The sequence below is a fragment of the Nostoc sp. genome (assembly GCF_036917375.1).
In the GTDB taxonomy this organism is placed as follows: domain Bacteria; phylum Cyanobacteriota; class Cyanobacteriia; order Cyanobacteriales; family Nostocaceae; genus Nostoc.
On the sequence record NZ_JBALDN010000105.1, the window covers coordinates 167,072 to 193,273 of the forward strand.

General features: G+C 43.6%; 15 protein-coding genes and 2 pseudogenes. 16 read left to right on the plus strand and 1 reads right to left on the minus strand.

Annotation, left to right across the window (positions count from 1 at the left end; all coding sequences use genetic code 11):
• Positions 1-30: 30 nt before the first annotated feature.
• The 9 genes and pseudogenes from V7K45_RS29045 to V7K45_RS29085 all read left to right on the plus strand — a co-directional run bounded on the left by V7K45_RS29045 (position 31) and on the right by V7K45_RS29085 (position 7,928).
• Entirely contained in the window at positions 31-339 is a 309-nt protein-coding gene (locus tag V7K45_RS29045; RefSeq protein WP_012410633.1) for a carbon dioxide-concentrating mechanism protein CcmK, read from the plus strand.
• A 91-nt stretch (positions 340-430) separates the two neighbouring features.
• Positions 431-775 (plus strand): carbon dioxide-concentrating mechanism protein CcmK, encoded by a 345-nt coding sequence (locus tag V7K45_RS29050; protein WP_010995041.1) that lies wholly within the window; start codon positions 431-433, stop codon positions 773-775.
• Positions 776-781: 6 nt separating this feature from the next.
• Positions 782-1,084 (plus strand): EutN/CcmL family microcompartment protein, encoded by a 303-nt coding sequence (locus V7K45_RS29055; RefSeq protein WP_094327600.1) that lies wholly within the window; start codon positions 782-784, stop codon positions 1,082-1,084.
• Between the two features lie 95 nt (positions 1,085-1,179).
• A pseudogene (locus V7K45_RS29060) lies at positions 1,180-2,838 on the plus strand (ribulose bisphosphate carboxylase small subunit); the annotation flags it as partial.
• A gap of 108 nt (positions 2,839-2,946) precedes the next feature.
• Positions 2,947-3,192 (plus strand): annotated as a pseudogene (locus tag V7K45_RS29065) (ribulose bisphosphate carboxylase small subunit); the annotation flags it as partial.
• 175 nt (positions 3,193-3,367) lie between these two features.
• Complete coding sequence (locus tag V7K45_RS29070) at positions 3,368-4,144, plus strand: transferase (protein ID WP_335008835.1); 777 nt, start codon at positions 3,368-3,370, stop codon at positions 4,142-4,144.
• 57 nt (positions 4,145-4,201) lie between these two features.
• On the plus strand, positions 4,202-4,990 hold the full coding sequence (locus V7K45_RS29075) for a BMC domain-containing protein (RefSeq protein WP_335008837.1): 789 nt from the start codon (positions 4,202-4,204) through the stop codon (positions 4,988-4,990).
• Positions 4,991-5,236: 246 nt separating this feature from the next.
• A complete protein-coding gene (locus V7K45_RS29080; RefSeq protein WP_335008839.1) occupies positions 5,237-6,178 on the plus strand; it encodes a LysR family transcriptional regulator in 942 nt (313 codons plus the stop codon).
• 121 nt (positions 6,179-6,299) lie between these two features.
• Positions 6,300-7,928, plus strand: coding sequence for a mucoidy inhibitor MuiA family protein (locus V7K45_RS29085; RefSeq protein ID WP_335008841.1), 1,629 nt, complete (start codon positions 6,300-6,302; stop codon positions 7,926-7,928).
• Between the two features lie 64 nt (positions 7,929-7,992).
• Here V7K45_RS29085 and V7K45_RS29090 read toward each other — a convergent pair whose 3' ends face one another.
• Entirely contained in the window at positions 7,993-8,139 is a 147-nt protein-coding gene (locus V7K45_RS29090; protein WP_335008843.1) for a hypothetical protein, read from the minus strand.
• Positions 8,140-8,301: 162 nt separating this feature from the next.
• Here V7K45_RS29090 and psb34 (V7K45_RS29095) point away from each other — a divergent pair, with 162 nt between their 5' ends.
• From psb34 (V7K45_RS29095) to V7K45_RS29125, 7 genes are all read left to right on the plus strand, one after another.
• Positions 8,302-8,472 carry a photosystem II assembly protein Psb34 gene (psb34, locus tag V7K45_RS29095; protein ID WP_289798921.1) on the plus strand — a complete coding sequence of 57 codons (171 nt, stop codon included), beginning with the start codon at positions 8,302-8,304 and terminating at the stop codon, positions 8,470-8,472.
• 232 nt (positions 8,473-8,704) lie between these two features.
• On the plus strand, positions 8,705-8,875 hold the full coding sequence (psb34, locus tag V7K45_RS29100; protein WP_335008845.1) for a photosystem II assembly protein Psb34: 171 nt from the start codon (positions 8,705-8,707) through the stop codon (positions 8,873-8,875).
• Positions 8,876-9,084: 209 nt separating this feature from the next.
• Positions 9,085-9,810, plus strand: coding sequence for a Uma2 family endonuclease (locus V7K45_RS29105; protein WP_335008847.1), 726 nt, complete (start codon positions 9,085-9,087; stop codon positions 9,808-9,810).
• Between the two features lie 238 nt (positions 9,811-10,048).
• The gene (locus V7K45_RS29110) at positions 10,049-10,831 is read left to right on the plus strand and encodes a COP23 domain-containing protein (RefSeq protein ID WP_335008849.1); all 783 of its coding nucleotides are present in this window, start codon (positions 10,049-10,051) and stop codon (positions 10,829-10,831) included.
• Positions 10,832-11,222: 391 nt separating this feature from the next.
• On the plus strand, positions 11,223-15,386 hold the full coding sequence (locus tag V7K45_RS29115) for a choice-of-anchor I family protein (RefSeq protein WP_335008851.1): 4,164 nt from the start codon (positions 11,223-11,225) through the stop codon (positions 15,384-15,386).
• A gap of 109 nt (positions 15,387-15,495) precedes the next feature.
• Positions 15,496-20,958: a phytase gene (locus tag V7K45_RS29120; protein ID WP_335008853.1), complete on the plus strand. Its 5,463-nt coding sequence runs from the start codon at positions 15,496-15,498 to the stop codon at positions 20,956-20,958.
• A 461-nt stretch (positions 20,959-21,419) separates the two neighbouring features.
• Positions 21,420-26,189 carry an esterase-like activity of phytase family protein gene (locus V7K45_RS29125; RefSeq protein WP_335008855.1) on the plus strand — a complete coding sequence of 1,590 codons (4,770 nt, stop codon included), beginning with the start codon at positions 21,420-21,422 and terminating at the stop codon, positions 26,187-26,189.
• Positions 26,190-26,202: the final 13 nt, after the last annotated feature.

Consider the following 26,202-nt stretch of genomic DNA (forward strand, 5'->3'; position numbering starts at 1 on the left):
AGATTGCATTAATTTTGTAGGAGTTCTGCGATGCCAATTGCAGTTGGAATGATTGAAACGAAGGGCTTTCCAGCAGTGGTGGAAGCTGCTGATGCGATGGTGAAAGCCGCCCGTGTCACCTTAGTAGGGTATGAAAAAATTGGTAGCGCTCGCGTCACCGTGATAGTTCGGGGAGATGTATCGGAAGTGCAAGCTTCTGTAGCGGCTGGGGTTGAAGCGGCAAAAAGAGTCTTTGGTGGTGAAGTGTTATCCACTCATATCATTGCTCGTCCTCACGAAAACCTGGAATACGTCTTACCGATACGTTACACAGAAGCGGTGGAACAATTCCGTACTTAAAAGCTTTTTAAACAAAGTAATTAACGCTCTTTGTCTAATTGAGCATCACTTTTGTCCAAGGCTAAAAACTTTGAAATAGGGATTAAAACTAATGTCAATTGCAGTGGGAATGGTTGAAACGCTAGGCTTTCCAGCAGTAGTGGAAGCTGCTGATGCAATGGTGAAAGCAGCCCGCGTCACTTTAGTAGGTTATGAAAAAATCGGTAGTGGTCGGGTGACGGTAATTGTTCGGGGTGACGTTTCGGAAGTGCAAGCTTCTGTGGCCGCAGGAGTTGAATCTGTAAAGCGAGTTAACGGTGGACAAGTACTGTCTACTCATATCATTGCTCGTCCTCACGAAAACTTGGAATACGTCCTCCCAATTCGTTATACCGAAGACGTAGAGCAGTTCCGGGAAAATGTGAATGCAATTCGTCCTTTCGGTAGAAGACCGTAATTTGTAATGCAAATTGCCAAAGTTCGCGGCACAGTAGTTAGCACCCAAAAAGATCCAACTCTTAGAGGTGTGAAACTACTGTTGTTACAATTAGTAGATGAAAACGGCAATATCCTACCAGAGTATGAAGTAGCAGCAGATATTGTGGGAGCAGGAGTAGATGAGTGGGTACTCATCACTCGTGGTAGTGCCGCTCGTCAAGTTGTTGGCAATGAACAGCGTCCATTGGATGCAGCAGTAGTGGCGATCATAGATACTATTTACGTTGAAGATCGCCTAATTTACAGCAAAAAAGATCAATATCGATAGTCATTAGTCATTGGTCATTAGTCATTAGTTCTCGACAAATGATAAAGGACAAAGGACAAATGACTAATGGCAGACAATACAGGAGGAATCTCGCGATGGCAGTCCGCAGCACGGCGGCACCCCCAACCCCGTGGTCAAGGAATTTAGCTGAACCCAAAATCCATGAAACTGCTTTTGTACATTCATTCTCCAATCTGATTGGGGATGTACGAATAGGTGCAAATGTAATCGTTGCTCCGGGGACTACGATTAGAGCGGATGAAGGCACACCTTTTTATCTGGGTGAAAACACCAATATTCAAGATGGTGTTGTCATTCATGGGTTGGAGCAAGGCCGAGTAATTGGCGATGACCAAAATAAATACTCAGTATGGATTGGTAAAAACGCTTGCATTACCCACATGGCTCTAATTCACGGGCCAGCTTATGTAGGTGATAATTCCTTCATTGGCTTTCGCTCTACGGTGTTTAATGCCAGGGTGGGTGCAGGTTGCATCGTAATGATGCACGCTTTGATTCAAGACGTAGAGATTCCCTCTGGTAAGTATGTACCTTCGGGAGCGATAATTACCAGCCAGCAGCAAGCCGATCGCTTGCCAGATGTGCAAGATCAGGATAAAGAATTTGCTCATCATGTGGTTGGGATTAATCAGGCATTACGAGCTGGTTATCTCTGTGCTGCGGATACTAAATGTATAGCACCCATCCGAGATGAGAATGCTAAATCTTATACAGGTAATGGTATTACTGTTTTAGAGTTGGAAAGGAGTAGTGAAGTGTCGAGCAATAGCTTGGGTGCAGAAACAATAGATCAGTTGCGGTATCTATTGGGGCAAGGGTATAAAATTGGTACAGAACACGTAGACCAAAGACGTTTCCGCACGGGTTCTTGGACTAGTTGTCAACCAATCGAACCGAGATCCCTCGGTGAAGCGATCGCAGCATTAGAAAGCTGTGTAAATGACCATAGCGGCGAGTATGTCCGACTGTTTGGCATTGATAAAGATAGACGGCGCGTGCTAGAGGCCATCATCCAACGTCCCAATGATGATGCAAAACCAGCTACTAGCTTTAAAGCTCCGGCTAGTCGTAGCAATAATAACAGTTACAGCAGCAGTAATGGTAATGGTAACGCTAACGGTTCTAGCAGTGGCAAAGTCAGTGGCGAAACTCTAGAGCAAATCCGCCAACTCTTGGCAGGTGGTTATAAAATTGGCATGGAACACGTAGATGAGCGTCGTTTCCGCACTGGTTCCTGGACTAGTTGCAAGCCAATTGATGCAACTTCCACAAATCAAGTCATCTCCGCTTTGGAAGAATGTATAGCAAGCCATCAAGGCGAGTATGTACGTTTAATCGGTATTGACACCAAAGCCAAACGTCGGGTATTAGAGACTATTATCCAACGTCCAAATGGTCAAGTAGCTTCCTCTGGTAGTCAGAAATCATTTACTACTAGTGCAGCACCCTCTGGTAAGGGAACAGCTACCAGTAACCGCTTGAGTTCTGAAGTAGTAGACCAACTTCGGCACTTATTGGCTAGTGGCTCAAAAATTAGCCTTGAACACGTAGATCAACGGCGCTTCCGTACAGGTTCCTGGACTAGTACCGGTCAAATTCAAGCCTCCTCAGAAAGAGAAGCGATCGCAGCCATAGAAGCACACCTCGGCGAATACGAAGGGGAATATGTACGCTTAATTGGTATCGATCCGAAAGCCAAACGGCGGGTATTAGAAACCATTATCCAACGTCCAAATGGTCAAGTAGCCTCCTCTGGCGGTCAGAAATCATATACTAGCAGTGCACCCTCTACTACTGGTACAGCCACAACCACAGCTACTGCTACCCGCTTGAGTAGTGAAGTAGTAGACCAACTCCGGCAATTATTGGCTAGCGGCTCAAAAATTAGCATTGAACACGTAGATCAACGACGGTTCCGTACAGGTTCTTGGACTAGTATCGGTCAAATTCAAGCCTCCTCAGAAAGAGAAGCGATCGCTGCCGTAGAAAGACAACTCGGCGAATACCAAGGGGAATATGTACGCTTAATTGGTGTTGACCCCAAAGCCAAGCGTCGCGTATTGGAAACGATTATTCAAAGACCATAGTAGTGCTGAGTTAAAAGTGCTGAGTGCTGAGTTAACACTTTAAAGACGCCAGTCACACCAACTGTAAACTCAGATTTTAGAAAATACTAATTACTCAGCACTCAGCACGGGCTAAACGCCCCGCTACCGCTAACAGCACTCAGAACTACATCCGGCTTCCGAGGTTAAAATTTCCATGTCTGTGCCGCTACTGCGCCTCAGCAATAACTTTGATACTTATATTAGTGGTGAGGTGACTATTCATCCAAGCGCGGTACTTGCACCTGGGGTAATCCTCCAAGCAGCTATAAATAGCAAGATCGTCATTGGGCCAGGAGTCTGTATTGGCATGGGAGCAATTCTCCAAGTCCATGAAGGCACCTTAGAGGTAGAAGCAGGTGCAAACCTGGGAGCCGGTTTTTTGATGATTGGCAAAGGCAAAATTGGCGCAAATGCTTGTATTGGTTCGGCTACTACAGTTTTTAACTATTCGGTTGAACCCGGACAAGTAGTACCGCCTGGTTCGATTTTAGGAGACACCAGTCGGCAGATCGAGCCAACAAAGCAGCTAGAACCATCTACAAATAACCCAACTTCTACTACAAATACACCACCGAAGGAAGAGGAAAATAGCTCAGGTGGAGTTGAGGAAAAAGTAATTTCCTCAACTAACTTCTCAGCTTCGGCTTTTGTAGATTTCAAACAAAACAAGTCGATTTCTTATTTTAAATCTCCCGCAACTCCCGAAAGTCAGTCTCCTCCAGTGGAGGAACCGACTAATGATACTGACTCCACTTTGGGGGAATCCCCAGAGTCAACAGAACATAAACATCATTCAGACCCCAGTCAGCCAACCACAGAATCCCCTAATGGTTTTGGGACTCAAATTTATGGACAAGGGAGCATAAGCAGACTGTTGACTACATTGTTTCCTCACAGACAATCCTTGAGCGACCCAAACTCTGACGATTAGTCCGAGTAAGTGTTAATTGTAAGTTGTCGGCTTTTTCCGTATTTTGGAGAATTCATCATGGAAACATACAATCAACGGTCTATTCGCACCACCCAGGGAGCGAGTAGTCAAGAAACCTTTCAGGACACTGCTTTGGGTTTAGTTTCTACCCGCAGTTTTCCGGCGATCGTGGGTACGGCGGATATGATGCTGAAATCAGCGGGAGTTCACCTGGTTGGGTATGAAAAAATTGGTGGCGGTTATTGTACTGCGATCGTCCGTGGTGGAATTGCTGACGTGCGTCTAGCGGTAGAATCTGGCGTGCAAACGGCTGAACAGTTTGGTCAGTTGGTTTCTAGTTTAGTGATTCCCCGACCTTATCCCAACCTAGATATAGTACTTCCCATTACGACTCGTTTCACTAAATTAATGCAAGAAGGCAATTCCAGCCGTCTGAGTAACCAAGCAATTGGTTTGGTAGAAACGCGAGGATTTCCCGCGATGGTAGGAGCGTGTGATGCGATGCTCAAAGCTGCTGATGTTCATTTAGCAGCTTATGAAAAAATTGGTGGGGGTTTGTGTACGGCTATTATTCGTGGTTCCGTAGCAAATGTGGCGGTAGCAGTAGAAGCGGGAATGTTTGAAGCAGAACGAATTGGGGAATTGAATGCAGTGATGGTAATTCCTCGACCGCTGGATGAAATGGAGTTAACTTTGCCATTGGCAAGTTGCTGGATAGAAGAACGCGAGCCGTTAAACTTGCCAGTGAATATTAAAGAACAAGTTGCGGAAATCGAGGTACTAAGATTACCAGACTTAACCAAGCTACCGACAAAAGTTCAAGAAGAATTATGGAATGATGAATGATGATAGATGAATTTTGTCAAATCATCATTCAACATTCATCGTTTAGATGGAAGGCATCTTACGCTTTAGCTATTCTGAATAATAGCTTCTTCAATCCATAAATAAAATACCTTTATTTTAATCTAAATGATAGAGTTTTGTCTATGATAAAACTCGTAACTTTCTGTGAGCATCACTATATCATTTGCCAGTGTTCAGCAATACTAGTTTTATATCTATTAATCGCTATATATAGGAGAATCACTCTTGAACCAAGCGACGCTGCACCAGTTAAAGGTGTTCGAGGCGGCGGCACGGCACAGTAGCTTTACTCGTGCTGCTGAGGAATTGTTTCTCACCCAACCTACCGTTTCTATGCAGATCAAGCAACTCACAAAATCAGTAGGTTTGCCATTATTTGAGCAAGTGGGGAAGCGATTGTATCTGACAGAGGCAGGACGGGAATTGTTTGCGACTTGTCGGCAGATTTTTCACAATATAGCCCAGTATGAAATGAAGGTGGCAGATTTAAAAGGGCTAAAACAGGGACAATTACGTTTGGCAGTAATTACAACAGCAAAATATTTTATCCCACGTTTGTTAGGGCCATTTTGCGAACTTTATCCAGGGATTGATATCTCGCTACAAGTCACAAATCACGAACAAATTTTAGAACGGATGAGTCAAAATTTGGATGACTTATATATTATGAGTCAAATTCCAGACAATATCGATGTGACTTGTGAACCATTTCTAGAAAATCCTTTGATAGTCTTTGCACCGACTAATCATCCTTTATCCAAAGAAAAAAATATTCCTATACAACGCCTTTCTAACGAACCTTTTATTATGCGGGAACCAGGTTCAGGAACTCGTCGCGCCGTCCAAAAGCTATTTGAAGAAGAAGGGGTAGTAGTAAAAGTCAAGCTAGAATTGGGAAGTAACGAAGCAATTAAACAAGCGATCGCAGGTGGTTTAGGAATTTCTGTTTTATCCCGTCATACCTTACTATCAGACGCTTCAGAGTTCAGCATTTTAGATGTGCAACACTTCCCCATTCAGCGGCACTGGTACATGGTTTACCCATCTGGCAAGCAGCTATCTATCGTCGCTCGTGCCTATTATGAGTATCTACTAGCGGCGGCAAAGAATTTTGTCGAGCAAAAAGCTGATACCGCTCATAGCACGTTTGAACCAATTCATGGATAAGAGAATTCGTAATTCGTAGTTGGTAATTATGAATTACGAATTCTCTAAAGGGGTTGACTGTTAGACCGGTAAACATTGACAATTAACCAGCAGAATTATTAAAAATGGGGGAAAACTGGCAGTGGTTAACCCGGAAATATCGTCTTGGCGCAAAACAGTACAAAGCGAGATTGTAGCTGTTACTGTGTATGCTGACAGAGCATTGGTTACACGGCGAGGTGTAGTTGGTTTAACAGGGATTGAACAGGAATTAGTAATTACCCCAGTGCCAATGACTCTAGAAACTGAGTCTGTTCGGGTTAGCGGTACAGGTACGGTAGGGGTGCGCTTGATGGGGGTTAGTAGCGATCGCATCTACACTACTGAACCAGTAGCGGAACGAGTAGCACATTTGACCAGGCAAATTCAGCAGTTAGAAGCAGAAAAACGCCACCTGCAAGCCCAAGTAGATGCTTTAGCATTGCAATCTAGTTTTATCGCTGGCTTACGTGAAAAAACAGAAGAACCCTTTGCACAAAGTTTGTCTCGGAAAAATCTCAGCCTTAGCGAAACTTTGGATTTTTTGAACTTTCTCGGAAGCCAGTATAGTGAATATGCGATCGCATCTGGAGAGTGCAAAACTCAACAGCAGGAATTAGACAAACAACTCCAAGCACTCCACACCTCATTGCAAATAATCCAAACACCCCATCCTAAAGAGAGTTTTAGTTTAGTTGTAGCCGTTGAAGTCGCGGGTGAAGGCGAATTTGAATTAGAGGTGTCTTATATAGTAAATCGCGCTAGCTGGAATCCGCTTTATGACTTGCGCTTTAGCACTACTAGCGATATTGTGCATCTAAGCTACCTTGCAGAAATCACTCAAAGCACTGGCGAAGATTGGATTGGTGCAAATCTCACCCTTTCTACCGCTAAACCGGGATTAGGTACACTCCCACCCAAGCTTGAACCCTGGTATATTGATATACCACTTCCTCAAAGAGCGCGAAGACGATTTGCTGCCCAGCCACCACTGCTGCCTAGCATACCAGAACCGCCTGCTTCTGCTGCCAGAGCTGATTGGCAAGAACAAGAAGAAGTTGCAGAGGATAGTCTGATTCCAGCAGAAACCGTTACAGCAGAAGTATCTAAAGAAGGTAGTGTAGTTACCTTTAAATTGAATAGTGGCGGTAATATTCCCAGCGATGGCGCACCTCATAAAACTACGATTTTCAACGATAATTATCCTTGTAGCTTCGATTATGTGGCAATGCCGCGCTTGGTAAGTTTTGCTTATCTACAAGCGAATGTGAAAAATAGTCCTAACGGTGCGACTTTGTTACCAGGCAAAGCGAATATTTTCCGCGATAACGTTTTTGTCGGTACTACTGGGTTAGAAAATATTGCACCAGGGCAAGAATTCAAACTGAACTTAGGAATTGACGAAGGTTTAAAAGTTGAGCGCGACTTAGTTGAGCGCCTAGTAGATAAAAGATTAATTAGCAACCAGCGCCGGATTACTTATAGTTATCGGTTGATAATTACTAACTTACTAGAGAAAGAAGTAAATCTAAAATTAACTGAACAATTGCCAGTCAGCCGCAATGAGCAAATTAAAGTACGCCTCAGTCGCAGCAACCCACAAATTCAACTCGGTGAAATGGGGATTTTAGAATGGCTGTTAACTCTTCCAGCCCAAGAACGGCGAGAGATATATTACCAGTTTAATGTTGAACATCCACCTGACCTAATGGTAGTTGGGTTAGATATTTAGGGAATCCCAAAAATAAATTCTCTAATATTTAGTAGAGTGTGTTACTTCGTTCTATATCAAAAAACTACTTTGGTGGGCATCCTGGCAGATCGAGATAGCGAGTCAGCCATAATGCTTCTTGATTTTTTTGTTCAATATAGGCAATTGCCGTGAACTCTCCCCAAATATTCAACCACAGTTCAAACTGATTGGTAAAAGAGGGTATGGACAAGCTGCTTTCATTGTGTAGAACCGCTTTGCTAGAATCTGCGATCGCAGATAAGTTAGCTTTATGGCTAGCATCAGTATTGTTTTGTCAAGTCTCATTGACAGTTTGTAACGGAAACGTTATATTTATTTACATAAGATAACAAAACAAAGAAAAGAAAAAACCATGTATACCACCACTAATGAAGACGGCATTCTCAACAACTACGCAGCAGAACCCAAGATGTACTACGCTGAGTACCCAGCAATTTGGGAACAACGTAAATACGTTTTACAGGGTCTTTTTGCAACTTTAATCGTCACCGCTTTAGTTTTGGTTGGTTTGAGTGTTAGCTAAGATTTTTTGATTTTAGTATCGCTGTATCTCATCGTCATTCAGACTTCTCTCTGTAACCCCGGTTAGTTTCGCCGGGGTTTTTTGTTTTTTACGTATTCCAAACGCAGTGGTGTGCTGATAAGTCAGTTTTATATTTATCATTAGTATTTTTTTGTCAAGTCTGATTGGCAATTTGTAACAAAACTGTTATATTTAGTTACATAAGATAACAAAGCAAAGAAAAGAAAAAATTATGTACACCACCACTAACGAAGAAGGCATTCTCAACAACTACGCAGCAGAACCCAAGATGTACTACGCTGAGTACCCAGCAATTTGGGAACAACGTAAATATGTTTTACAGGGTCTTATTGCAACTTTAATTGTCACCACTTTAGTTTTGGTTGGTTTTAGCGTTAGCTAAGATTTTAAATTTTGGTATCACTGTATCTCATCGTCAATCTCACTTCTCGACTTTACCTCGGCTAATTTAGTCGGGGTTTTTTGTGTGTGTTTTATGCATTCCATTCCAAAGTGTGAGTTTTATATTGCGTTTTAAAATAACAGCATTACGCCTCGCAACAAACCATTGGTTAGCCATAAAATAAAGACAAATCAATAAAAGGGGGTGTTATGGCAACCCAACTCGGTGAAGCTAAATCTTCAATAGAACTGGTAGTATCTTGGGAAGCATTGCCCGCAGATTTTCACTTAGAGGATGAACCAGTGGAAAATACAGGTCAGCCACTATTGGCTGGTGCTTTGCGCGAAAGCCTTGAGATAAACGGTTTCATCCAACCGCAGATGTTAATAGCCTCAAATTTTGGACTTTGTGCGACGATAAACGGGCAATTTATAGCTAAAGCACCCGACTGGGTTTATGTGCCATCGGTAAATCAGGTTTTAGGAGAACGCAAAAGCTATACACCCAATTTAGATGGAGATATTCCAGCAGTTGTGATGGAATTTCTATCTGACACTGAAGGTGGAGAATACTCTTTTAAACGAACCTATCCACCAGGAAAATGGTTTTTTTACGAGCAGATTCTTCAAGTCCCAATTTACATAATTTTTGACCAAAATGGTGGTTTATTAGAATTTTACCAACTCGAAAACAGGCGCTACGAGTTAAAGCAACCTGATGAAAATGGTCGTCATTGGATTGATTCAATGGGTTTATTTCTAGGAACCTGGCAAGGAAAAAAAGAAGCCAGAACTGGTTACTGGTTGCGCTGGTGGGATGAGGCAGGTAATTTGTTACTTTGGGCAGTGGAACAAATTGAACAGGAACGCCAGCAAAAAGAACGGCTAATTGCTTATCTACAATCTCAAGGTATCGATCCAAATAATTTGCCCTAGCATATACAAATAAAATTTTCAAGTATTTGAGTGACTTAGTTTAAGCAAATAAGTGCTACAACCGTTACGCCTATCAAAGAGTGGAGCGTCATGCAGAAATTCAAGCACGGGTGAAAAAGCTACTCGCAAAGAAAAAAGCACGAGAGGAAAAAAAATAGGTTTTTGCTGAATCAAAAGCCAGAATTATTCGTCACTTAAACTATCAATTCCCTACTTAATTTCTCCTGGAGGATGATTTATGTCATCACAAATGCTGCGGTTGATATCTTTGGGCAGTCTTGGCTTATCTTTGTGTCTGGGCAATTCAGCAGCAATGGCGCAATATGATTCTAATGGCGATGGTGTAGTAGTACCAACAGTACCATCAGGCGGCACATCAGCACCAGTTCCAATAGACACATCGACAGGTGTACCACCTTCACCCTCAGCTGATGGTACAACTCGGTTTACCTGTCAGACTTACAATGGTCAATACACCGTCATGTATCAGCCACAAAGTCAACCAGGGCAATTCTTTCCTTGGGCAGCACCTGCGGCTTTAGGTGGTGGTTGGGACGCACAAAGGCGTTGTGCAGCAATTGCCAGTCGTTTGGAACTTTATCGCCCAGATGGTTTACAAGAACTCCAGACAGCCGTAGAAAATAACGAAAATATTGTCTGCGTCACAACTGAAACCAACCCAACCTGTAGAATTGTGCTGACAGTCCCACGTGGCAAAGATCCCTATGTTATCCGCAATAGCATTTTCCAAAACTTGACTACTGCTGACAGTGGACAACAGACTATAGCCGTTAACACTTATGGCGATCGCAGTAGCGGAAGCAACGAATTATATAATTTAGGACGCACACTTCTAGGCGGTGGCAATAATCGGGTTAGTTCATCTAGAAGTGGGATTAATCTGAAACCTTTCCTCGATCGTCAAGATGGTGGCACTGGAAACAATTTGCGGGGTGGAGTAGCAATTCGTCGTCAGTCTCAACCTAACGGCGTTCGTTTAAGCCCTGGTAAATTCCGGTAAGCAAGAGTGGCTTTTAATACAAAATGACTTTCAAATAAAAAATATCCAACTACTTATTGTGGGGCGGACATCTTGTCCGTCTTTTTTTATGGGCGTAAAATTGCTGTCTCTCGGACTTCTTCGAGATGCCGGGGATCTAAATCCATCTGTATATTATTTATTCTTTTAACCTTTTGCTAGCAGTTTATTAACGTTGCTGAGATAACTTGAGGTTGCTGAATATGGATTAATACTAGTAAAAATTGTAGTTTTTTTAACTATCAAATGGTTTTCATTAATAGTGATATTACGATTGTCAATGTGACTTGATTATATATGCAAATTATTACTGAACATCAGCTTTTTAGACAATTTTCAAACAATACAAAATAAATTGAAGGGGACGTTATTAATGGCTTTGACACAAGGCGATATTACTTTTATCTCTTTCAATGCTGATGAAGATGGCTGGTCTATGGACAGCACCACTTCCCAAAATATTACGATTACCAACAATAACTCCAGCATTTTGCAGAAAGTTGGTGGCTTTACCAGTACTAATGGAGCCGAAATATCCGCCTTTGATTCTGGAAGCGATCGCTTATTTGTGGTTGCTGGCAGCATAGTTGAAATTTATAATGTCAGCAATACAGGCACGCTAACCTCAGCTGGTTCTTTGACAACAGGATTTACGCCTCCCACAGGGACACAAGCTATTCCCAACAGCGTTGCGGTAAAAAATGGTATTGTCGCAGTCGCCTACGCCATTCAAAACACCACCACAAACGCCCAGCAGACAGGACAGGTGAGTTTCTACAATGCCGCCAATGGTAACTTTTTGAACTCAGTGGCGGTGGGTGCATTACCCGATATGCTCACCTTTACGCCCAATGGCACGAAGGTATTAGTAGCAAATGAGGGAGAACCCAACAGCTACGGGCAACCAAATTCGCTAGATCCTGAAGGTTCAGTTAGCATTATTGACATTTCCGGTGGCGTGGCTAATGCAACCGTTGCCCAAGCCCCATTTACCAGCTTCAATAGCCAGATCGCTACACTCAAAGCCGCAGGTGTGCGGATTACTGGCCCCGGTTCGACGGTGGCACAAGACTTAGAACCAGAGTATATTGCTGTATCTCCAGACGGTCAAACTGCACGGATTGCCTTACAAGAAAACAATGCGATCGCTATTCTGGATATTGCCAGCGCCACCATCACCGATATTTTGCCCCTTGGTGCGAAGAATTACAATCTTCCAGGTAATGGATTAGATGCTAGCGATCGGGATGGTAAAATTAATATTCAGAATTGGCCAGTATTTGGGTTATATCAACCCGATGCGATCGCTAGCTTCACCACCAACGGACAGACTTACTACATCACTGCCAACGAAGGAGATTCCCGCGACTACACTGGTTTTAGCGAGGAAATCCGGGTTGGCGCAGCCGGATATGTTTTAGATCCAACTGTTTTTCCCAATGCGGCTACCCTAAAGCAAAATACCAACCTGGGGCGGTTAACCGTTGCAAATGCCACAGGAGACACCGACGGAGACGGGGATTTTGACCGCATCGAAGCATTTGGGGGACGTTCCTTTTCGATTTGGAATGCCAGCGGCAATCAGATATTCGACAGTGGCGACCAATTTGAACAAATCACCGCAACCAAAGTACCAACTCTGTTTAACTCAGATGGTGCGGCTGATACCTTTGACACCCGCAGCGATAACAAAGGGCCTGAACCCGAAGGCGTGGCGATTGGAGTCATCAACAACCGCACCTATGCTTTTATTGGTTTAGAACGCACTGGCGATGTCATCGTTTACGAAGTGACAAATCCCAATAAACCAAGTTTCGTTCAATATATCAATACTCCCGAAGATGTTGCGATCGAAGGGCTAACCTTTGTCTCGGCGGCTGACAGTCCCACAGGCAAGCCTTTGTTAGTTACTACAGCCGAAGTTAGCAAGACGGTTGCGGTATTTGAAGTAACTCCATCCGTTCGGATTAGCGACATTCAAGGAACGGGGCATATCTCATCCTTTAGAAATCAGCCTGTCAGCAATGTAGCGGGAATTGTCACGGTTAAAGCAAGTAACGGTTTTTACTTGCAAGATCCCACTCCAGACAGCGACGAGCGCACTTCCGAAGCCATTTTTGTTTTCACCTCATCAGCACCAACCGTATCCGTCGGCGATTCGGTATTAGTCAGTGGAACAGTTACAGAGTTTCGTCCTGGCAACGATGCCAATAATTTAACCAAAACACAAATTACCATTCCCACAATTGTTACCGTTTCTAGTGGCAACGATCTACCCACTGCTACAATCCTTGGTGATGGTGGCAGAACTATCCCGACAACGGTAATCGATAACGACACGATCGCTAATATCGAAACTGGAACAACCACCTTCGATCCGGCCCAGGATGGCATCGACTTCTATGAAAGCTTAGAAGGAATGCTGGTACAGGTGAATAACCCAATTACTACTTCACCCACTGCAAACTTTGGCACATCAGAGGAAATTTGGATATTAGCAGACAATGGCGGAAATACCACAGGTAGAACGGTTCGCGGTGGTAGCCTGATTAGTGCTTCAGACTTCAATCCTGAGCGGATTCAGATTGACGATCTCAACAATGCCTTAGTGCTACCTGAAGTTAATGTTGGTACGCAACTTAGCAATATTGTCGGTGTTGTTGACTACAGCTTTAACAACTATGAAGTTCTAGTATCGGCTGCTCCCACAGTAGTACAGAACAGTAACATTCAAAAAGAAGTCACTAACCTAACTTCTACCACTGACAAACTGACGATCGCTACATACAACGTCGAGAACCTCGATCCAGGTGACGATCCAACCAAGTTTAACAACCTGGCTAATCGCATTGTTAATAATCTCAAATCACCAGATATCATTAGTCTCGAAGAAATTCAGGACAATAACGGTGCAACAAATGATAGCGTCGTTGATGCCAACACTACCTTCCAAAAGTTAATTGATGCAATTACTGCTGCTGGCGGCCCCACCTATCAATATCGCCAAATTAACCCAGTAGACGATACAAACGGCGGTGAATCTGGTGGAAATATCCGGGTAGGTTTCTTATTTAATCCCAATCGTGTCAACTTTGTAGATCGCCCTGGTGGTAGTTCCACCACTAGCACCACAGTTACCAATGTCTCTGGTGTTCCTACAGTTTCCAATAGTCCTGGTTTAATCGACCCCACCAACTCCGCCTTTACTAGCAGTCGTAAGCCGTTAGTTGGTGAATTTACTTTCAATGGCGAAACTGTTTATGTAATTAGCAACCACTTTAATTCAAAAGGTGGCGACCAACCATTATTTGGGCCGAATCAACCACCAACCCTCAGTAGTGAAACCCAGCGCCAACAACAAGCTACCCTAGTGAAAAACTTTGTCGAGTCTATTTTAGCGATCGCCCCCAATGCCAATGTAGTAGTGGCGGGTGACTTAAATGACTTTGAATTTTCCAACCCCGTCAACACCCTAAAAAGCGCTGGACTGACTTCCTTAATTGAAACTCTGCCGCAAAATGAGCGTTACACCTACAACTTTGAAGGTAACGCCCAAACCCTTGACCACGTTTTAGTTAGTAACAACTTGCTCAACAAGCTGGATGGGTATGATGTAGTTCACATCAACTCAGAGTTTGCCGACCAGGATAGCGATCATGACCCTAGCGTGGCTCGGTTTAATCTCCCTAAAAACAATGCTCCTACGGTAGTACAGCCAATTGACGACCAAATCATTTCTACCAATAAAGCTTTTTCTTTCAATATCAGTAACAAATTTGCTGATATAGATCCAGGCGACACTCTGACTTACAGTGCTACAGGTTTACCCACTGGTTCTAGTATTATTGTCAGCACAGGTGTGATATCCGGCACTATCTCTCAAATCGGCATTTTTGCAGTTACAGTTACCGCTGCTGATGGTAAAGGCGGTAATGTTAGCGACACCTTTGATTTGACTGTTGCTAATAACAAGGCGACATCTGGCAACGACATCATCTTTGTCAGCGAACTTACTGGTTTTAACAAATACATAGTTAATGCTCTAGCAGGAAGCGATCGCGTCATCGGCACTAATACCAGTGAATTAATCGACGGTGGAACAGGCAATGATTACCTAGATGGCAAGGGAGGCATAGATGTACTCCTTGGTGGCGATGGCAATGACACAATCTTAGGTGGAATTGGCAGTGACGCACTTTCTGGAGGCAATGGCAATGACCGCTTAGTTGGTTGGGGCGGTAGCACAAACGAAATTGACCTCCTCAACGGCGAACAAGGTGCAGATACTTACGTTTTAGGTGATGCCACTTCAGCTTTCTATATCAGTTCTCGCAATAATGATTATGCCGATATTCTCAACTTTCAAGCAAGCGATCGGATTCAGCTTAAGGGAGTTGCTAACAATTACTTACTAGGGTCAGTTAGATCGGCTGTAGGCATTTTCACCAACAATGGAACGGAATTAATTGCTGTTGTGGAAAACGGGTTAAACCGCAATGCAAATTTGGCAACAGATACTCGTTTCGTCTTTATTTAACGCAGATTTAATCGAACTCCGACAACTCTTGTGTACTCTGCGCCTCTGCGGTTCCCTATTCCCAATTTTCAAAGCAGTCTCATATCTAGAATCTATCTCAGAATTAAACATGGTAACTACTAATACAATTCGTTTTTCTCAATTCAACGCTTCTTTGAATCGTAATGCCAAAGGTCAGTTAGTCAGCGATTTGTCTACCCCTGACAATGCTCAAGCAAAGGCAGTTGCAGAAATCATCCAGCGTAATAATCCGGATGTGTTGCTAATTAACGAGTTTGACTACTCCCCGGAGGCAGTTCAACTATTCCGACAAAATTACCTAGCCGTCAGCCAGAATGGTACAACACCCGTTGACTACCCTTACTTCTACATCACTCCTTCCAATACGGGTATTGCCTCTGGTTTTGACTTGAACAACAATGGCACAGCAGTTACAACCCCAGGCAAACCAGGATATGGCGATGATGCCTTCGGATTCGGTGATTTTCCTGGTCAATATGGGATGTTGCTGTTATCCAAATATCCCATCGACACTGCCAACGTCCGCACCTTCCAAAACTTCCTTTGGAAGGATATGCCAAATGCCTTACTTCCCGACGATCCGACAACACCACAGCCAAATGATTGGTATTCTGACGAGGAGATGGCAGTTTTACGCCTCTCCTCCAAAAGTCATTGGGATGTACCCATCCAAGTAAACGGCGAGACAATTCACATCCTCGCCAGCCACCCCACACCCCCAACCTTTGATGGCGCGGAAGATCGCAACGGCAAACGCAACCACGACGAGATCCGCTTTTGGGCGGACTATATTACCCCTGGTAATGGTAATTACATTTACGATGATGAAGGTAAAACTGGCGGTATTGCTGCTGGGTCAAGCTTTGTGATTATGGGCGACCAAAATGCAGATCCGTCAGATGGTGATAGTTTTGACAACGCTATTCGCCAACTGTTGCAAAATCCTAATATCAATACTAATGTCATCCCTACCAGTCTGGGTGCGCGCCAACAAGCAGACTTACAGGGTGGTGCAAACGCTAGCCAAAATGGTAATCCTAGCTTTGACACCGCAGACTTTGCTGATAACACTCCCGGAAACCTACGGACTGACTATGTGCTACCCTCTACTGACCTAACAATTGCCAACTCAGGAGTATTTTGGCCTCTAAATACTGATTCAACGTTTCCCTTAGTAGGTACTTTTCCATTCCCCAGTTCTGACCATCGTCTAGTATTTGCAGATGTGCAAACTAGAGCAACCGAACCAGGTAAAATCATTCCCAATGTTGGATTTGTGGGGCAGAGTACTTTTCCCACAGGGTTTATTCCTGCTGGTGTAGCAGGAACGGTGAATGGGGTACAAACTCCACTAGGCGGACTATCTGGTGTCACTTACGATGCTGTGAATAATCGCTATTACGCCATCTCAGACGATCGCTCCCAAGTTGCCCCTGCCCGCTTTTATACCTTCACTGCTGACCCAGGTACTATTTCTACAACGGGAGTGACTTTTACCAATGTCACACCTCTGAAAGATACCAGTGGCAAATTCTTTGCACTCAATAGCCTTGACCCAGAAGGCATTGCTTTAACCAATAATGGAACAGTCTTTATATCTTCAGAGGGCGAAGTCAATCCTGCTGCTGGTCGCGTTACCAATCCCTTTATTAAAGAATTTTCCTTGACAACAGGGCAAGAAGTAGCTTCGCTATTTGTCCCCCGCAAATTTTTACCAGTAGTAGAAGACAGTAATGGCAACGGTATTGTCGATGCCGACGATACGCAGACATCAGGTGTTTACAATAACTTAGCCTTTGAAAGCCTCACCATTACACCCGACCAGAAAACCTTATTTACCGCCACCGAAAACGCGCTGTCCCAAGATGGATTAAAGGCTTCACTCACCAGTGGCAGCCCTTCCCGAATTCTGCAATACAATCTGGTTAGTGGACAACCAGAAAAGGAATACCTTTATATTACCGATGCGATCGCTCAACCACCCAACCCTAGCACAGGTTCAGCTGACAATGGTTTAGCAGACTTATTAGCAATAGATAATCGTGGCACATTACTGGCGTTAGAACGTTCCTTTGCCCAAGGTGTAGGCAACACCATCAAAATCTACGAAGTTTCTTTGCAAGGTGCAACTGACATTAGCTTCTACGATTCTCTCAACAATCTCAGTACTGAACAACTAGCAGCTATTAAACCCGCTCAAAAACGACTGCTGTTGAATTTAACTGACCTGAATCTGCCTACTGATGCGAACCACCCGATTACAGGAGTGGATAATATAGAAGGTCTTGCCTTCGGCCCCAAACTAGCAGATGGTCGTCAGTCGATTATGCTGGTAAGTGACAACAACTTTGGTAGTACCCAATATACCCAAATCCTCACTTTGGGTGCAGACTTAGTTCCGACCGCTGCACCCACAGTTGAAACCCGCCCCAGTTTATTTGACGATGAAGATCCAGCGCTACCTGCTGTAGATCGAAATGCTGATGCTGACGATCCTGCCATCTATGTCAATGCCACAAATTCTGCCGATAGCCTAGTACTAACCTCAGTCAAAAATGCTGGACTGCGGGTTTATGACTTGTCTGGTAATTTGTTGCAAACAGTTAATCCTGGTGATATTCGCTACAACAATATTGACCTGCAATACGGTTTTAAATTAGGTAATCAATCTGTTGATATTGCTGTCGCTAGCGATCGCAACAATGATAAACTAGCAATCTTCAAAATCAATCCCAATCCAACCACCCCCGGTCAATATTTGGAAGATATCACTGATAGCAATATTGGTACAATCTTCCAAGCATCACCTTTTGAACCTCCCTATTCTGCATCAACTCGCAGTTCTTACGGAGTTACCTTATACCGTAGCCCCATAACTAATGATTACTATGTCTTTACCAGTCGGCGAGAAACTGGAGATATAGCTCAGTTCAAATTGATTGACAAAGGGAATGGCAAAATTGGCGCTGAACTGGTGCGGGAATTTACCATCCCATCGCCGATCGCAGAAGGGCGTTCTCCCCAAACAGAGGGTATGGTTGTTGACCAAGAAACCGGCTTTCTCTACATAGCCCAAGAAGATGTGGGCATCTGGAAATTCCAGACAGAACCGAACGGTAGCACAACAGGCAGGCTGATAGATCGCGTCCGTTTTGAGGGTGGTTCTCACCTTACCGATGATGCCGAAGGGTTGACTATTTATTACGGCAAAAACGGCACAGGCTACTTGTTAGCATCCAGCCAAGGCGATAGCACCTTTGTTGCCTACACACGTGAAGGTAACAACGAATACGTGGGTAACTTTGCCATTGGTAACAATGGGTCAATTGACAGCGTGCAAGAGTCAGATGGGGCTGATGTAATTAATGTGCCACTGGGGCCTAACTTCCCATTTGGTTTATTTGTCACCCAAGACGGCTCTAATGAACCTGCCAAAACAATCGATGGTGAAAACGTCAGTTCTAACTTTAAACTGGTGCCTTGGGAGAATATAGCCAATGCCTTGCCCAATTCTCTAAATATCGATACCACTAGTTACGATCCTCGCAATCCTGTTGCCCAACCCAAGCTGACTATTTATGAATTTGAAAACTTACCCAAACTAGGCACAACCTCTGAAAATCAAGATATTTTCTTGGGTGGTTTTTCTGGGTTGTATTTCCAAGGGTTTGCAGCAAATGGCAACCTGAAGTTTGTTACCAACACCGATCGTGGCCCCAATGGAGAACCTGATGGTGTCAAAAGACCATTTTTATTACCCGACTTCCAACCAGAAATAGTCAGCTTTGAACTCAACCGCACCACAGGTGAAATCAACATTACCAACAGAACAGAACTATTCCGCCAAGATGGAACGACCCCATTAACGGGATTGCCTAACTTGCAAGCTGTAGGAAACGGTTTAGCCTACACAGATGAAATTGCCATTGACTTAAACAACAATGTTCTAGCTAACGATCCTTTGGGTGCTGATTTAGAGGGTATTGTCGTTGCAGAAAATGGAGATTACTGGTTAGTGGATGAATACCGTCCGGCAATTTACCACTTTGACACTAATGGTAAGTTGATTGACCGCTTTATTCCCAAAGGAACTGCCACAGCACCCAACCCAGATCGACCAGTCGGAACTTTTGGTACGGAAATATTGCCAGCAGTTTATGCTCAACGCCGCAATAATCGAGGATTTGAAGCTGTCGCACTAGAAGGTAATAAATTATATGCTTTTATTCAGAGTGCGATCGATAATCCAGATGTCGCCAATGATGCGACTTCCAAGAACTCTCTCAACCTGCGAATTGTGGAGTTTGATATTGTCAGCAAGCAGGTAACAGGAGAGTATTTATATCGCCTAGAAGGTCTACCAGGAACCGATAAGATTGGCGATGCAGTTTCTTTGGGTAACGGCAAATTTGCAGTAGTTGAACGAGATGACAATGATACGTCTACTGGCAATAAATTAATTTACCAAATTGATTTAGCTGGGGCGACCAACATCAACAACCCTGCTAACTTTACCTTGCCAGTTGGTAAAACTATTGAACAACTTACCTCTACGGAGTTAGCTGCTGCCAATATTACCCCTGTCAGCAAGAGTTTGATTGCTAATGCTGCTCAGTTGGGTTACACCGGGGTGGAAAAATTAGAAGGTCTAGCATTGGTAGCACCCAATACTCTAGCTTTGATTAACGACAACGATTTCAATATTACGGGTAATACGGCTGCTGAAAAACTCGGTATTCTCGAATTACCCAATAATCTGACAACTGTAGAGCCTACTTTCCCGAACGGTTTTGGTTCTAGCAACAGCGATACTGTCAATCTTGAGCCAGGACAATTCTTTAATGCAGGTGATGGAGCAGACTTTGTAGAAGGTGCTGAAGATAACACAATCCTGGCTGGAAACGGAGATGACACAGTGCTTGCAGGGAATAACTCTTCAGTTTCCGGGGAAAATGGTAGCGATCGCATATTTATCGGTCAAAATGGCCCGGCTCAAAATACCAGTGCCGATGGTGGCAGTGGTGATGATGCTATTACCGTTGTAGAAGCCAGTGGTAGTAATAATTTGTTTGGGGCGACAGGTGATGATAATCTCACAATAATTGAAGGTTCTCGTCAATCATTATTCGGTGGCTCAGGTAACGACACCCTCACCAGTAACGGTAGCAATAACCGTCTCTACGGTGGTTCTGGAGATGACAAACTCTTCTCTAATGTCAATGACTCCCTGTTTGGTGGCGATGGTGATGATGTGCTATTTGCTGGTCAAGGAGGTAGCGATCGCTTGAGTGGTGGTGCTGGTGCTGACCAATTCTGGATTGCTAACGCCAGTCTGCCAACTAGCAAGAACATTGTGACTGATTTTACAGTTGGCATTGATAAAATCGGGCTGGGCGGTATTGGTGTTACTCAGTTTAATACCCTGACAATATTGCAACAGGGTAGTGATACTATCGTGAAAATCGGAAATACAGAATTGGCTTCATTAGTTGGAATTACATCAACTAGCCTCACAGCAAAGGACTTTGTTTTCTCTGCTAGTGTAGTTTAGCCTGTTTGTCTAACGTAAGTTTTACAGCTTCATTACACAGTCAAAGTTAATGAAGCTGTATTTAGTTATTGCGAAAGCGTCTATAGATAAAAATTAGAAATAAATGAGTTTCTGACGCAAAAAACTTTTTTAGATCGTCAAAAATATGTATTGGTTTGTACATAACATATTAGCTAAAAGATTGCAATACAAGATTTCTTAACCAGCCCACAATTTTTTCACAACTTTAGCTATGTATGTTAATTAATATGCATTTTTTATCGTTAATTTTGATACCAAAATGCTCTAAATAAATGTCAATTGTAGTGGTGATTGATATTTAATAGTTCAGACTCAACAAGCTTACAAGTCAATTACATGTTTGAAGCCTAAAACTATTAGTTTCTCCTCACCATATTACTTTTTTGATTTCACTAGAGCGAAGACCATCTCAACAATTAAACACAGGGAGATTCTCTTTCATGGCTAAGAACGTCATTATTATGATTGGGGATGGTATGGGCTGGGAAATGGCTCGTGCTGCGTCCATCTACAAAGAGATTCAAAATGGTAAGACAGGTGCTAATCTGAGTGATTTTTATACACAAGGAAAGGGTCAAGGACTCAACTTTCAAACACTCCAAGGCTACGGTTTGGCAACCACCTACGGGACAACGATCGCTGATAGTAATGGAGTTTTTAGTACTGCTAATTCCGCCCTTGACGGGACTAATCCGATCACAGGAGAAAGTCCAGTTCGCCCTGGTTTCACCTTCGATCCAACTTTTAACCAAGGTAATACCCCAACAGGTGGTGCAAAAGTCAGTGATGGTGCTGTTGGAAACCTAGTAGGTTACGATCCTACCAAAGGTGGCGTTAATCCTTGGACTCCCGGTAACGATCCTGAATATATTAAGTACAGCTATCCTGACTCTGCAAACACTGCGACAACTCTGTACACTGGCGTTAAAAGCTACAACAACGCTGTTGGCGTTGATATTTTCGAGAATCCTCTAGAAACAATTCTCAAAACTGCAAACGAAGTTGGTAAATCTACTGGTTTGGTAACTTCAGTCCCCATTGACCATGCAACACCTGCTGCTGCTGCTGCCAACGTTAACCGTCGCAGCAAGTATGATGCTGACTATCCGGCATTAGACAACATCTTGCAACAGCAACTCCGTGTCTATCAACCAACAGTATTACTTGGTGGTGGACACCCACTCTCTGCTCCTGGAGATTTATTACCAAACGGGGTTGAGCCGAACACGAGCAATGAATATATTAGTCAATCTACCTACACAGAACTTAGTACTAAACCAACAAACAACCTCTACGATTACACCTTTTTAGAGCGCGGTGAGAATGCCGCCCAGAAACTAGCCCAAACCGCGGCGACAATCGATCCAGAAAAAGGCGATCGCCTCTTCGGCCTATACGGTGCGCGCGGTCAAAATGGTAACTTGCCTGTAAGTTCTGCCAACGGCGACTACAGCACTACTGGTTTAGATATGTTCAGTGTTTTCACTAACCAAGGTGATAACGCCAAAGTCGACACCACGCGTCCGCTGCTTCCCGGAGAGACTGATGCATCTTTCATTGCCAAAGAGATTAACGAAAACCCAACCCTCAACGACTTGACAAGTGCTGCATTAGATGTATTAGGTAAAGACCCCGATGGTTTCTGGTTAATGGTTGAAGGTGGTGACATTGATTGGTCTGCCCATGATAACAATATAGATAACTTGATCGGCACCACCTTGGACTTTGATAAAGCAGTTGGATCTACCATTGACTGGATCGATAAAAATGGTGGTTGGGATGAAAACCTACTAATCGTTACTGCTGACCACGATCACTACCTGACTCTTGACGGTAATTTTCCGACTTTAGTAAAAAATCAAGGTGCTGAAGCATTAACCAATTTGGATACTCCAGCAGAAGTTGGACATTACTGGGGGCCCGATCCCAATGTCAAGTATGGTTGGGGAACTCACACCAACCGTCCCGTACCTGTTTACTACCAAGGTGCTGGTTCTGAAGTGTTAAATAGCTTGGTAGGTAAAGGTTATAACGCCTACGGATCTGAGATTCCAGGGATTGCGGGTTTAAACGATCAAACCCACATCTACCAAACGATGTTTGCTTCAATAGTGCCAAAAGTTGAGTTAGTAGGTTTTGCTTCTTTACCTGCTGATACTTTTAGTGATGGGCCAGCTTCTGGTAAGGATATTTCCGCTAACGGCAGAACCGGGCCGTTTCCAGGACAGCCAATACAGGGTTTTAGCGGTGTTCAATTTGCTAACAGCAACTCTTTCTACTTCCTCTCAGACAATGGTTACGGTAGCAAAGACAATAGTGCAGATTTTCTACTGCGGATCAATCGTCTAGACCCGAATTTTAAGGGAACAGAAAATGGCGATGGTAGCGTTAAAGTTTTAGACTACATCCAACTGTCTGACCCTAACAACAAAGTTCCTTTCCAAATTGTGAATGAGGGAACTACTGGAAGATTACTGACTGGGGCAGACTTTGATGTAGAGTCATTCGTCTTTGATAAAGACGGAACAATCTGGGTGGGAGACGAGTTTGGCCCTTACCTGCTGCATTTTGATGCCACTGGTAAGTTATTAGAGGCTCCCATTGCTACACCCGACCAATTCAAAACTTTAGATGGAGAAGCACCTAAAGTTATTGGTCACAGAGGTGCAAGCGGCTATCGTCCAGAACACACCTTGGAGTCTTATAAACAAGCAATTGAACGCGGCGCTGACTTCATTGAGCCTGACTTAGTAGTTACAAAAGATGGTGTGCTAATTGCTCGCCATGAGCCTGCTTTAGCAGTTTTGAACGCTGATGGCACTGTCAATTTCAGTAACACAACCACAGATGTTTACAAACATCCAGAGTTTGCCGATCGCAAGAAAACGGTAAGTTTAGATGGAAACACACTTACAGGTTGGTTTGCTGAAGACTTTACCTTAGCTGAAATCAAGACTTTACGCGCAGAAGAACGTCTACCTTTCCGCGATCATTCCTTTGACGATAAATTTGAAATTCCTACCTTCACGGAAGTCATCAACTTGGTTAAGCAAGTAGAAGCCGAGACAGGTAAAAAGATTGGCATCTATCCTGAAACTAAGCATCCAACCTATTTTGCCGATGAAGCCACTTATGTAGGCACTACGGACAAAATTAATAGAAACATCAGTCAGTTACTAATCGATACGCTGAAGGCAAATAACTTCACTGACCCCAATCGTATCTTTATCCAGTCCTTTGAAGTATCTAACCTCAAAGAACTGCACGATCGCATTATGCCTGCGGCAGGCGTAGATATTCCACTGATCCAACTTCTAGATGCCAGTGACATTGACATCAACGGTAAAATCATTGAGAGTCAGCCTTATGATTTGAAAGTCAGTGGGGACACTCGCACTTATGGCGACTTACGAACTCCAGAAGGCTTGACTGAAGTTGCCACTTATGCTGATGGCATTGGCCCTTGGAAGCGGATGATTGTTAGTGTCAAAGGCACTGATGCTAATGGTGATGGCAAAGCCGATGATGTGAATGGGGATGGAGCAGTCAATGATGCTGATAAGACAACATTACCTCCTTCTACCTTAATTCAAGATGCTCACAATGCAGGGTTGCAGGTTCATCCTTACACCTTCCGGGCGGAAGACCAGTATTTAGCGGCAGATTACAAAGGCAAGCTAGCACTAGAAATTCAGCAGTTCTATCAATTAGGGGTAGATGCACTCTTCTCAGATTTTCCAGATATCGCGGATAAAGTACGCGATCGACTCAGAGACGATCCTCAGTATAATATCGTGCGATCGCCACAAAACCCCGATGTGCTTTCAGGAGATGCCTTTGCTAACTTGAGTAGTTCCAAAGGTTTTGAAGGTGGAGCAATTAACGCCAGCAAAACCAAGCTTTATTTCCTCCTAGAAGGTACGGTTCAAGGCGGTACTCCTGGGGCTTTGCGAATTAACGAATTTGATTTAGCTAGCCACAAATACAGCGAGCAGTTGCGTTACTACAGATTGGATAATCCGTCAAATTCCATTGGGGATTTAGCAGTCATTAATGATAATGAATACCTAGTCATTGAACGGGATAACAATCAAGGAGCTGCGGCTAAATTTAAGAGGATCTACAAAATAGATTTGTCTAAAACAGATTCTAATGGCTATGTTGCTAAAGAAGAAGTTGCAGACTTGTTAAATATTCAAGACCCCAAAGACCTGAATGGGGATGGTAAGACCACCTTCGACTTCCCATTCCAAACTATTGAAAATGTTTTAGTTGTTGACAAAAATACCATTTTGGTAGCTAATGACAACAATTATCCCTTCTCTACAGGTCGTCCTGGGAACGATCCTCAAAATCCAGTTATAGACAACAATGAGATTCTACAACTGAAGTTAGAGAAGCCCCTTAATCTTGCTCCTGGCTTAGGTCAACCACAAGCAGAAGAAATTAAGTTTGGCTCCACTAGCAGCGATGATATTACCGTTCAGCCAAATCAAACCTTATTCACAGGTAGCGGAGCAGACTTTGTACAAGGTACTAAAGCTAACACAATCCAGACTGGAAACGGTGAAGACACTGTGGTAGTCGGTAGTGACTCCTCGGTGTCCACAGGAGACGGTAACGATCGAATATTAATTGGCGCAAATGGCCCTGCTAACAACACTAGTGCTGATGGTGGTGCTGGTGATGACCAAGTTACCGTAGTTGAAGCCAATGGTACTAATAATTTACTTGGGGCAGCAGGTAATGATACTTTGACAGTAGTTGAAGGTTCGCGTCAATTGTCCTTTGGTGGCTCAGGTAACGACACCCTCAAGAGTCAAGGTAGCAATAACCGTCTCTACGGTGGTTCTGGAGATGACAAACTCTTCTCTAATGTCAATGACTCGCTGTTTGGTGGCGATGGTGATGATGTGCTATTTGCTGGTCAAGGGGGTAGTAATAGCCTCAGTGGTGGTGCTGGTGTCGATCAATTCTGGATTGCTAACGCCAGTCTGCCAACTAGTAAAAACATTGTGACTGATTTTGCGATCGGCATTGATAAAATCGGGCTGGGCGGGATTGGTGGTACTCAGTTTAGTGCTTTAACACTATCGCAACAGGGTAGTGACACTATCGTAAAAAGCGGAAATACAGAGTTGGCTTCATTGCTAGGAATTAAATCAACTAGCCTCACAGCAAATGATTTCGTTTTTTCTACTAGTGTCTAGCCGAAAGATGATT